The sequence below is a fragment of the Clostridium sp. Marseille-Q7071 genome (assembly GCF_965112025.1).
The window spans coordinates 940634-952429 of record NZ_CBCOPR010000001.1; the positions used below are offsets into that span (position 1 = coordinate 940634).

Consider the following 11796-nt stretch of genomic DNA (forward strand, 5'->3'; position numbering starts at 1 on the left):
TATTATTTAACTATATAGAATATTTAGAAAATTATAAAAATGAGGTGGGTTTATGAAATTAGAAATAGGAAATTTCCATGTACGAGATATTGTTTTTGGAGATAACACAGAGTTTAAAGATGGGCTATTGACAATAAACAAAGAAGAAACACTAAACTTTGTTAAACAAGATGAACGTATTATAGAAGCAGAATTATATATTGTAAAACCAGGAGACAAGGTAAGACTTGTTCCTGTTAAAGAAGCTATTGAACCAAGAGTTAGACTAAATGGAAACCCTTTATTCCCTGGATATACAGGAGAACTTGTTAAAGCTGGAGAGGGAAGAACTCATGCACTTAAAGATTGTAGCTTACTTGTAGTGGGAAAACATTGGGGTGGATTTCAAGATGGATTAATAGATATGAGTGGGGAAGGCGCTAAGTATACTTATTACTCCCAGCTTAAAAATATAGTATTAGTTGCTGACACTAATGAGGAATTTGAAAAAAGAGAGCAACAAAAAAAGAATAGGGCATTAAGAGAAGCTGGTCATAAACTTGCTGAATTTATAGCTCAGTGCGTAAAAAATCAAGAACCAGAAGAGGTGGAAGTATATGAACTTGAATCTGTTACAAAGAGAAGTGAAGATATAAACAAACTTCCTAGTATGGTATTCGTAATGCAGCCCCAATCTCAAATGGAGGAGTTAGGATATAATGATTTGCTTTATGGTTGGGATATGAATAGAATGATACCTACTTTTATGCATCCTAATGAAATATTAGATGGAGCAGTGGTATCAGGAAGTTTTATGCCTTGCTCTTCTAAATGGGCTACCTATGAATTTCAGAATAATCCCACTATTAAGAGGTTATATAAGGAACATGGTAAGACACTTAACTTTTTAGGGGTAATAATGTCCAATCTTAATGTAGCATTGGAGCAAAAAAATAGAGCAGCTTTATTTGTATCTCAAATGGCAAAAAACTTAGGAGCGGATGGCGCCATAGTTGCTGAAGAAGGATATGGGAATCCTGATGCAGATTTTACAGCTTGTATAGTTGCATTAGAAGACGTAGGGGTTAAAGTTGTAGGGTTAACAAATGAATGTACTGGTAGAGATGGTCAATCACAACCGCTAGTATCTATGGATGAAAAGGAAAATGCAATTGTATCTTGTGGTAATGTTTCTGAACTTATAGAACTTCCACCTATGGAGATTGTATTAGGAGAGCTTGAAGCATTAGGAAGAGATGGACTTTCAGGAGGATGGTCTAATGATGAAATCTTAGGACCATCAGTTAGAGAGGATGGTTCAATTATAATGGAAAATAATGCTATGTTCTGTGGAGACCAAGTTTGTGGATGGTCACCAAAAACAGTAATAGATTTTTAGTTCTAAAATAATAAAAATCAATAATTATAATAACCAAAAATAATCTTCAATAAATTATAGGGGGATAAATTATATGAAAAAAGTGATTTTATATATAAATCAGTTCTTTGGTCAAATTGGAGGAGAAGATAAGGCTGATTTTAAACCAGTTATAAAAAATGGTTTAGTAGGACCAGCTATAGAATTAAATAAGAATTTAGAAGAGGCAGAAGTTACACATACAATAATTTGTGGAGATAACTTTATGGGCTCTAATACAGAAGAAGCAATAGATATTATTTTATCAGAACTTGAAAATATAGATTTCGATATGTTTTTTGCAGGTCCAGCTTTTCAAGCAGGAAGATATGGAGTTGCCTGTGGAGAGATATGCAGAGCAGTAAAAGATAAATTCAATGTACCTGTTATAACATCAATGCATATTGAAAATCCAGGTGTTGAGATGTTTAAAAAGGAAATGTATATATTCAGAGGTGGGCATAGTGCAGCGAAAATGAGAGCAGATATAAAGGCTATGGCTAAGTTTGGTAATAAGTTATTAAAAGGTGAAGAAAATTTAGGCGCTGACAAAGAAGGATATTATCCGAGAGGAATAAGGCATCAAATATGGAGAGAAGACAGAAAAACAGGTGCTGATAGAGCAGTAGAAATGCTTATAAAAAAGTTAAGGGGAGAAGAATTTATTACAGAGCTTCCAATACCAAAAGCAGATAGAGTACCGATAGCTACTCCAATCAAAGATTTATCTAAGGCTAAAATTGCAATCATGACAACAGGAGGAATTGTGCCTGTTGACAATCCAGACAGAATTCAATCTGCATCTGCAACTAGATGGGGAAGATATAATATTAAAGATATGAACCGCTTAGAAGGTGGAGCATATAAGACAATACACGCAGGATTTGATCCAGCAGCAGCGGATAATGATCCTAATGTAATTCTGCCATTAGATGTATTAAGACAATATGAAAAAGAAGGTAAGTTCGGATCTCTTCATGATTATTTCTATTCAACTGTTGGAACCGGTACAACTCAAGCAGAAGCAGCAAGAATGGCCAGAGAAATAGTTGAATATCTTAGAGGAGATAAAGTGGATGGAGTTATAATGGTTTCTACGTGAGGAACTTGTACACGTTGTGGTGCAACGATGGTAAAAGAAATAGAAAAAGCAGGATTCCCAATAGTCCAAATGGCTAATTTAATACCAGTGGCTAAAACCGCAGGAGCAAATAAAATAGTTCCTACAATATCCATACCATACCCATTAGGAGATCCAGCTACTACTAAAGAAGAACAGTGGAGATTAAGATATTACAGATTAGGTGTCGCATTAGATGCATTAACCGAAGATGTTAAAGAACAAACAGTATTTAAGGTGAAAATGTAATAAGAATCTGAAGGCTGACAATGGTATATTTACTATTTTCAAATTTAATTTATGCATTGAATTATTTAAGTTCAGATGACTATAGAAGCGATAATTGACGATGGACAATGGAAAATGGACAATTATGGTGAATTCTCAGCAGAGCATGAGAATTTTTCAACTGATTATTTTGTAAAATTAATTGAGTTTATTTTGATATTTTAATAAAAATAAGAAGTTATTATTAGAAAATAGTTAAAAAGCTATGATTTTTAACTAAATTATTAAAGAAATTAATTTGAGAGAATTAATTTCCACCTTAATTGTCAATTGTCTATTGTCAATTTTCAATCGTTCTAAGTTGTGAATTAAAATATCTAAAAACAGCTATATTTAGCTATATATTAAGTCTTAATGTAGTAGATCTATTATAATGTCAGCCTCATATAAAATAAATATTTGGGGGGCTATTTATGAAAAATATTGAGCCATCAGTAAATAATAAATTATCACCAAAATCAAAGACTGATGAAGTTTTTATTATATCTTTAATCATCACTTTTGCCATTGTACTTTGGGGAATATTAGCTCAAGAAAATTTCGCTAATATGTCTAACAACTTATTTGCTTTTTTAACAGAAAAGTTCGGATGGGCATACCTTAGTTCAATGCTTGTATTTGTTATTTTTGCTATTGTAGTAGCATTCAGTAAGTATGGTAAGATTAAACTTGGTCCAGAGGATTCTAAACCGGATTATAGTACTACAGCATGGTTTGCAATGCTCTTTGGAGCTGGTATGGGAATTGGTCTTGTGTTCTGGGGAATAGGGGAGCCACTTTCTCATTTTGTATCACCGCCATCAGGAATTGAAGCAGGTTCAATAGAGGCAGCAAATTTCGCTATGAAATCATCTTTAATGCATTGGGGATTTCATCCTTGGGCAAATTATAGCATAATAGGACTTGCACTTGCTTATTTTCAATTTAGAAAAGGTAAGCCTGGGCTTATAAGTAGCATATTTATTCCATTGTTAGGAGAAGAAAGAGTAAATGGACCTATAGGGAAAACAATAGATATATTAGCAGTATTTGCTACAGTAGCAGGGGTAGCTACTTCTCTAGGACTAGGTACATTACAAATAAATAGTGGACTTAACTATATGTTTGACATACCTACAACTAACTTAGTTCAATTGATTATAATTGCAGTTATTACAATAATATTTATATATACAGCAGTTAAGGGCATAGAAAAAGGGATAAGTGCAATATCGAATTTAAACTTAATACTTGCCTTTGGCATATTAATACTATGCTTTTTAATTGGACCTTCAATTAAAATGATAAATTCATTAACAAGTGGAACAGGAGCTTATATTGGAAACTTTATACAAGATAGTTTACATTTAGAGGCTTTCGGAGATAATAGCTGGATAAATGGATGGACAATATTTTATTGGGCATGGTGGATAGCATGGGCTCCATTTGTAGGAATATTTATAGCTAGAATTTCAAGAGGAAGAACAATAAGGGAGTTTATATTAGGAGTTATAGTTGCGCCTACAATAGCTTCTTTAATTTGGTTTTCAATTTTTGGAACTTTAGGAATTGATCTAGGTATTACAGGAAAGATACCTCTTGATAAACTTAAAGAGATAGCGGCAGTTCCTGAAACAGCATACTTTGCTGTAGTTCAAAATTATCCATTAGGTATAGTTATAGCAGTAATAACTATAGTATTACTTTGTACTTTCTTTATTACTTCTGCAAATTCAGCTACCTTTGTTTTAGGTATGCTGACTTCAAAGGGAGATTTAAATCCTTCTAATACTAAAAAAGTATTATGGGGATTAGTACAATCATTGTTAGCAGTAGCATTATTATTATCCGGAGGATTAAAATCGCTTCAAACAGCTTCGGTAGTGGCAGCTTTTCCTTTTATATTAGTAATGTTATTAGCTTGTATATCATTATGGAAAGCTTTTAGGGAAGAAAAGATATAAATGATTTTTAAAATTAAATATTTAATGTTCATTTTAATGATTTTATAATGTTCATATATGTCCCATAAAAAGAGTAAAATTGTATAATTTTAGAATATAAATAATGTAATAAGCAAGCAAAATAGAGATAAGATGTATAGATCTTATCTCTATTTTTTTATGGAATAAGTTTCATTAAGTACTATATAATTAATAATTCAAATTTAATTTAAGTAAATAAATTTATAACAATACTAAAAATAGGACCAAATATATTGTACAAGCATACTATATCTTAGTATATTCAATGTCTTTTGTAGATATTGAAATAAATACAAATAAGTTGAAAATATATGGGGGTAACTATGTTTAAGTTAGATGAATATAATAACTCAATAGATGCCGAGACAATAAAAAAGATAGATACTATGATTGAAATTATGGAAGGATTAGAAGATTCCAATAATAATGTTCAGGATCAATATAATGATATTCAGATAGAGCAAATCGGCCCAACAGGCCCAACAGGTCCAACTGGCCCAACTGGAGCAACAGGGGCAACTGGAGCAACTGGAGCAACTGGAGCAACTGGAGCGACCGGAGCAACAGGAGCAACAGGAGCAACTGGAGCGACCGGAGCAACAGGGGCAACTGGAGCAACTGGAGCAACAGGGGCAACCGGAGCAACAGGAGCAACTGGAGCAACCGGAGCAACAGGAGCAACCGGAGCAACAGGAGCAACAGGAGCAACCGGCCAACAGGTACCAACAGGTCCAACATACCAAGCGGTCCAACAGGTCCAACATACCAAGTGGTCCGACAGTACCGACAGGTCCGACCGACCTACCAAGCTACCAACAGGTCCAACAGTACCAACAGGTCCAACAGGTCCAACAGGTACCAACCGGTCCTAGCGGTCCAACAGGTCCGACAGGTCCAACAGGCCCAACAGGTCCAACAGGTCCAACCTACCAACCGGTCCAACTGGTACCAACATACCAACCGGTCCGACAGGTCCAATACCCATACCAACCGGTCCGACAGGTCCAACCGGAGCAACAGGACAAACAGGAGCAACCTACCAACAGGTCCAACCTACCAACCGGTCCGACGGCCCAAGCGGTCCAACAGGTCCAACAGTACCAACAGGTCCAACTTACCAACAGGTCCGACAGGTCCATTTTACCAACAGGTCCAACAGTACCAACCTACCAACCTACCAAGTGGTCCAACAGTACCAAGCGGTCCAACAACAACATACCAACCTACCAACCGGTCCGACAGGTCCAACCGGAGCAACAGGACAAACAGGAGCAACCTACCAACCGGTCCGACAGGTCCAACAGGTCCGATATACCAAGCGGTCCAACAGGTCCAACAGGCCCAAGCGGTCCGACAGGTCCAACAGCGCCCAACTTACCAACAGGTCCTAGCGGTCCAACAGTACCCAACAGTACCAACAGGTCCAACAGGTCCGACACCGACAGGTCCAACAGGTCCAACAGGCCCAAGCGGTCCAACAGTACCAACCTACCAAACCTACCAAGTGGTCCAACATACCCAAGCGGTCCAACATTATATAACGGTTAACCAACCCCAACCGGTCCGACAGGTCCAACCGGAGCAACAGGACAAACAGGAGCAACCGGCCCAACCGGTCCGACAGGTCCAACAGGCCCAACAGGTCCGACAGGCCCAAGCGGTCCAACAGGTCCAACAGGCCCAAGCGGTCCGACAGGTCCAACAGGCCCAACTGGCCCAACAGGTCCTAGCGGTCCAACAGGCCCAACAGGTCCGACCGGCCCAACAGGTCCAACAGGTCCGACAGGTCCAACAGGCCCGACAGGTCCAACAGGTCCAACAGGTCCTAGCGGTCCAACAGGCCCAACAGGAGTACCAGGTCCAACAGCAATAGCAATTTTATCAAGCAATATGACTCAAACAGTTGCGAATAATGCACCGGTTAACTTTAATCTACGCAGTAGTACAGGAATAATTACTGACGCAACTTCTGCTACTATTGTAATTCCAGGTGTTTATTATATAACTTGGCATGTAGCTTTAGGAAATGATAACGCAGGAAGTGCTCAATTCGCTATTACACGTAATAATGGTAATGCACAAGCTATGGCAACTAATCAAGCAAATGATCAATTGAGTGGTAGTGTAGTATTAAGTCTTGATGAATTTGATGTAATAAGACTAATAAACACATCTGGAGTTAGCAAATCCCTTTCAGTAATAGTTGCAGGCGCTAATGGAATAAGTGCAAGATTGACTATAGCAAGAATCTTATAAGAAAGTTAAATTTATTAGAATTTTAATATAAGACCATAATAAATCTCCCATCTGTAAAGGATGGGAGATACTTTATTAAAATTATAAAGATAATTAATTAAAATATTGTATAAATTAATAGCAATCATTCAATATTTTTATATGTGTATAAACCACTTTCTACAATTTCCAATTCTTTAACATCGCTTTTCATAACAAAGCCTTTTATGTTTTTATTTTGTGATTGAATAATTACTTTAACCTCATACCAGATTATATTATAAACTTCACAACAATCTATAATTTGAACTTTAACTCCTCGAGAAAGATTTCTCACTATAGATGAATTCAAAAGTGGAGCAATATATAATAAAGTACTATTTTTTATTTCTCCGTGATAAGAATATACCGGTAAATAGGATATAATTAAATTTTCTAACGGAGTGTTAAAAGTTTTAAGTTTAGATAACAATTCACTATTGCGCCTTGACAGTACTCTAAGTTGAGTATATTGTTTATTATATTTTAAAGAAAGAAAAAAAGCATATCCACAAGCTACACAAGCTATTATAAAGAAAGTGTACATAAAAAAAGTCTTCATATATCCCCCTAAGTAAAATAAATACTATTGTTATAAGTTTATTCAGAAGATATAAAAACTTGACTAATAATTTAATTTTATGGATTATACATTATTAAAATTTACTTCAATGAGGTTAAAATCATGGATAAATGTGGAAAGGTCCACAGTATAAATTTTTCTCGTAGTTTGAAGAAAATTTATAGTAAATTGTAGCAAATTAAAAAGTCGTAACTTTTTATTACGACTCTTTAATTTATTTCTTTAAGTAATTCATCATATTCTTTTATAAATTTGTCTGCAATTTTTATCATTTCTTCATGTTGATGAATTGCATGGTCATCATAAACACCAACTACTTTCATGTTGGCTAATTTAGCACCTTTTACTGCAGGAAGTATATCTTCAAAGACTATACAATTTTTAGGGTCTATTCCTAGTCTTTCTGCTGTTAATAAATAAACATCAGGACAATCTTTTCCTCGTGTTACCTCATCAGTGGTAGTAATAACATCAAAATAGTCATAAATGCCATTTGATTTTAAGCAAGCTTCTAGTAATAATCTGTTATTACTTGTTGCTAACGCTATTTTTATATTCATAGATTTTAGTAGTTCTAAAAATCTTTCAACACCAGGCTTTAATTTAACATTCGTGCAATATTCTTTATAAGCCAATTCATTCCAATGATCTTTTATTTCCTCTACGGTATATGGAAGATTAAAGGTTTTTTTAAAGTAAACAGCTACTTCATCATAGCTAAGATGGGCTATATCTGACTTCAAAGTTGGTGGTAAGGATAAATTATTACTATTTAGGTAGTCAATGTCAATACTTTCCCAAACCCACATAGAATCAACTATTGTTCCATCCATGTCAAATATTGCAGCTTTTATATCTTTAAGCATATCATCACCTCTTAGGGTAGTATATCAAAGTTTCATCATAACTAAAAGGTAATTTTGTAAATATAAAGTTTAGATTAAGGTATCTTCAAAAAAATAATGGACCAGTATGTTAGCCTATTTTCCATCATACTCCGTTGTCAGAACCTGCCCATAGCGCTACTATGAGCAGAATCTGACGCCTTATCTGATATAAAATATACTAACATCTTTGGTTCATTATTTTCTTTCAGATGCCTAGCTACTAAATACATAATTTAATAAAAATCTCTGTGAAATATATTGGTTTTATCATGATTTAGGAAATCATTTAAACTATTTATATTAATTTTTTCTAAAATGATATTCATTGTTTCACTATCTACAGATATTTTAATTTCTGAGCTATTTGCAAATTCATTAACTTTAATTTTACCTAGCTCTCTATCAAGTATGACTTTAGGTCCACCAACACATCCACCTATACATCCCATACCTTCTATAAAGTTTCCTGCAATTTCTCCATTCACAGCACTATTTAATAATTCTTTACATTCTTTAATTCCATTAGCTTGAACTGCTATTAAATTTTCAAATTTTTGAGGGAATAATCTTTCTATACATTCGGTTATAGCTATAGATACTCCACCAGTTCTAGCATATAATCTTCCACCACGAGAAGTATATTCAATTGAAGGAGTTTCAGGGAGCTCTTCAGGTTTGATGCCAAAGACATCAAATATTTCTTGCATTTCAGAGAAAGTTAATACAAAGTCTATGTCTCCTAATAAATCTTTTTCTTTAGCTTCTGCTTTTTTAGCAACACAAGGACCTATAAAAACTACCTTCACATTAGGATTTAAAGCTTTTATAATCCTACCAGCAGCAATCATAGGTGATACAGAAGGAGAAACATGTTTTACTAGATCTTCATAGACTCTTTTAAGCATAGCAACCCACATGGGACAGCAGCAGGAAGTTATCATAAAATCATCTTTAGTTTTAATCTTTGCATCGAATTCTACTGCTTCTTTTAAAGTCAACATATCAGCAAAGAATGCTACTTCTACCATATCTGTAAAGCCTATTTTCATAAAAGAGGTTCTCAGCTGATTTATATTAGCGTTATTAAATTGGTTAGTGATGGCAGGTGCAACTGCCGCAATCACTATACTATTACTCTTTAAAAGATTTGCTAAAGGTAAAAATTCAACTCTATCTAATATACTTCCTGTAGGGCAACCCTCAACGCAGAATCCACAATCGGTACATTTTTTATTGTCTATATAAGTAGTTTTTGATTTTTCGTCTACTAAAATAGCATCAAAAGGGCATGATCTTTGACAGGAAGTCTTTCCATCTTTATCTGCACAATCCATGGTGCATTTTTTTACTTTATCTACAACTTTATGATCAGGAGTGTATTTAAGTATTGCGTTTTTAATATCATCTATATAATTATCGCTAAAAGGAATTTCTACGCCGCAGAGACTAGAAATTATTGCTGCAATATGATCTTTTTCAGTATCATTATTGTTTAATAATTTAGTAACTTTTTCTTCAAAGTTACCTTCTGAATATGATTCTATAAGTTCTTTAAATAAATCACTATATTCTGCTTTCAAATAATTCACTTCCTAAAATAAATAGTATTTTAGTAAGTATTTTTCCACATAAGGAAAATATTTATACGATTATATAAAAAAAGGAGAGACTATATAGATAAACTTTATTTAATTGAGAATTGAAAATGGACAATTGACAATTAAGGTGAAAATTAATTTTTACAAATAGATTTTTAAAAAGAATGAATTTAAAGCTTCTCTTACAAAATAGAAGTATCCATAATTGTCGGATTGCCCCCCCAAAAGTGGACTCTAAATGCTAATTACTAGATTATCCTTAAAATTACTATTTGTTAGATTATAGAATTCATTTGGAGTCCTATAACCAATTGAAGAATGTATTCTTTTAAAATTATAATTATTCACATATTTTTCGATAGTATCACTTGCATCCTCTAAGTCTTTAAACAGCCTGCCGGCAAGGCATTCTTGTTGTAAATATCTATGATATGACTCTATGTGAGCATTATAATTAGGACTATGAACAGGTATTCTTTCATGTGTAATATTCTCTTGAACACATAGCTTTTCAAATTTACTAGCTATAAATTGCGATCCATTGTCCGTACGAACTATTAATTCCGAAGTTTTTCCTTTGATACCTCTATTATAAAGTGCTTTTATTACTACAATTTTAGCCTGTTCTGCATTTGGAGAAAGTGACAAATCATATGCTAATATACTTCTATCAAATACATCTATAATAGATGTTAAATAGGCTATTTGCCTTGTTTCAGCTATATAAACATATTTCATATCCATTTCCCAAAACTGATTTGAGTCTGTAATTACGTGATTTTTGCACACTTTAGAGTATCTCTTAATGCCTGTTTTTTTCTTGTTTAATAGACTCATACTCTTCATTAGTCTATAAACTTTCTTCTTATTAATTTTTAGTTTATATTTACTTTTTAAAACTACTCTTACCTTTCTATATCCATAAAACTGTCCTACTTCATCCTTTTTTATTTCCATTATATATTTTTGAATTTCTAAATCAGAAATTTTTTCACCATGTACATTTAAACTATATCCTGGAATGTTTCCTTCGGATTTGTTTAAAGGTTTATTTCCACTTTTAATTAATAATTGGTGTTTATAATAAGTAGATTTCTTTAAACCTAATATTCGTAATATAGTTTTAGTAGGTGCACCTGTAGAAATCCATTCGGATGCATAAGAATGCAACTCAAATTCTTCATTTATCTCTTTTTTTTTAATAAATCTCGAAGAACAGCAACTTCTAATTCAAGCTCTTTGCATTTTTCCTGCGTTTTCTTATACTCTTTTCTATAATCTATAATTATTTGGTCATCTTTAGGTTGCTTAGCATTTTTAGGCTTTAAAGTTTGCTTATATCTTCTATAATTACATTTCCAGTTAGATATCAATCCACTGTGTATATTGTACTTTGCTGCCACTAAAGAGTTACTTCCACATGCTAAAACTTCTTCTACAATTTTTACTCGTTCCTCTTCAGTATATTTTCTAATAAAATTTTCACTCATAATGCACCCCCCCATCTATTAACTCTAGTATAATTCCATTCGAATTATGAGTCTACTATTCTAAAGGGGCCTATGAGTTGTCCATTGTCAATCGTCAATTCTCAATTGCATAACTTACTTATAAGGAAACATACAAATGAGAAAAAGAGAGAAATATAAAAAAATATTTAAATATAATTTCAAATTATATTTAAAA

The 11796-nt window shown here is 33.6% G+C and carries 10 protein-coding genes and 1 pseudogene; 6 read left to right on the forward strand and 5 right to left on the reverse strand.

Annotation, left to right across the window (positions count from 1 at the left end):
* Positions 1-52 precede the first annotated feature (52 nt).
* The 6 genes and pseudogenes from ACWPW7_RS04370 (at position 53) to ACWPW7_RS04395 (ending at position 7024) form a co-directional block, all read left to right on the forward strand.
* Positions 53-1378, forward strand: a complete 1326-nt coding sequence (locus ACWPW7_RS04370; protein WP_454052541.1) for a glycine/sarcosine/betaine reductase component B subunit — start codon at positions 53-55, stop codon at positions 1376-1378.
* Between the two features lie 73 nt (positions 1379-1451).
* Positions 1452-2765, forward strand: coding sequence for a betaine reductase selenoprotein B (grdH, locus tag ACWPW7_RS04375; RefSeq protein WP_454052542.1), 1314 nt, complete (start codon positions 1452-1454; stop codon positions 2763-2765).
* Between the two features lie 452 nt (positions 2766-3217).
* Positions 3218-4747: a glycine betaine uptake BCCT transporter gene (locus ACWPW7_RS04380; RefSeq protein ID WP_454052543.1), complete on the forward strand. Its 1530-nt coding sequence runs from the start codon at positions 3218-3220 to the stop codon at positions 4745-4747.
* A gap of 344 nt (positions 4748-5091) precedes the next feature.
* Positions 5092-5640 (forward strand): hypothetical protein, encoded by a 549-nt coding sequence (locus tag ACWPW7_RS04385; RefSeq protein ID WP_454052544.1) that lies wholly within the window; start codon positions 5092-5094, stop codon positions 5638-5640.
* A gap of 733 nt (positions 5641-6373) precedes the next feature.
* A pseudogene (locus tag ACWPW7_RS04390) lies at positions 6374-6614 on the forward strand (hypothetical protein); the annotation flags it as partial.
* Positions 6615-6658: 44 nt separating this feature from the next.
* The gene (locus tag ACWPW7_RS04395; RefSeq protein WP_454052545.1) at positions 6659-7024 is read left to right on the forward strand and encodes a hypothetical protein; all 366 of its coding nucleotides are present in this window, start codon (positions 6659-6661) and stop codon (positions 7022-7024) included.
* Between the two features lie 124 nt (positions 7025-7148).
* On the opposite strand, the gene ACWPW7_RS04400 is transcribed toward ACWPW7_RS04395, so the two are convergent.
* From ACWPW7_RS04400 to ACWPW7_RS04420, 5 genes are all read right to left on the reverse strand, one after another.
* On the reverse strand, positions 7149-7604 hold the full coding sequence (locus ACWPW7_RS04400) for a hypothetical protein (protein WP_454052546.1): 456 nt from the start codon (positions 7602-7604) through the stop codon (positions 7149-7151).
* A gap of 230 nt (positions 7605-7834) precedes the next feature.
* Entirely contained in the window at positions 7835-8491 is a 657-nt protein-coding gene (locus ACWPW7_RS04405; protein ID WP_454052547.1) for an HAD family hydrolase, read from the reverse strand.
* 254 nt (positions 8492-8745) lie between these two features.
* Positions 8746-10092 (reverse strand): [Fe-Fe] hydrogenase large subunit C-terminal domain-containing protein, encoded by a 1347-nt coding sequence (locus ACWPW7_RS04410; protein WP_454052548.1) that lies wholly within the window; start codon positions 10090-10092, stop codon positions 8746-8748.
* Between the two features lie 252 nt (positions 10093-10344).
* Positions 10345-11280 carry an IS3 family transposase gene (locus tag ACWPW7_RS04415; protein ID WP_454052549.1) on the reverse strand — a complete coding sequence of 312 codons (936 nt, stop codon included), beginning with the start codon at positions 11278-11280 and terminating at the stop codon, positions 10345-10347.
* Positions 11281-11294: 14 nt separating this feature from the next.
* Positions 11295-11600 carry a transposase gene (locus tag ACWPW7_RS04420; RefSeq protein ID WP_454052550.1) on the reverse strand — a complete coding sequence of 102 codons (306 nt, stop codon included), beginning with the start codon at positions 11598-11600 and terminating at the stop codon, positions 11295-11297.
* Between the last annotated feature and the right edge of the window lie 196 nt (positions 11601-11796).

Bases quoted from the DNA above. Each gene is read 5' to 3' on its own strand.
- ACWPW7_RS04400 (WP_454052546.1), bottom strand. From the start codon at position 7,604: ATGAAGACTTTTTTTATGTACACTTTCTTTATAATAGCTTGTGTAGCT.
- ACWPW7_RS04370 (WP_454052541.1), top strand. From the start codon at position 53: ATGAAATTAGAAATAGGAAATTTCCATGTACGAGATATTGTTTTTGGA.
- ACWPW7_RS04385 (WP_454052544.1), top strand. From the start codon at position 5,092: ATGTTTAAGTTAGATGAATATAATAACTCAATAGATGCCGAGACAATA.
- ACWPW7_RS04395 (WP_454052545.1), top strand. From the start codon at position 6,659: ATGACTCAAACAGTTGCGAATAATGCACCGGTTAACTTTAATCTACGC.
- ACWPW7_RS04380 (WP_454052543.1), top strand. From the start codon at position 3,218: ATGAAAAATATTGAGCCATCAGTAAATAATAAATTATCACCAAAATCA.
- ACWPW7_RS04405 (WP_454052547.1), bottom strand. From the start codon at position 8,491: ATGCTTAAAGATATAAAAGCTGCAATATTTGACATGGATGGAACAATA.
- ACWPW7_RS04420 (WP_454052550.1), bottom strand. From the start codon at position 11,600: ATGAGTGAAAATTTTATTAGAAAATATACTGAAGAGGAACGAGTAAAA.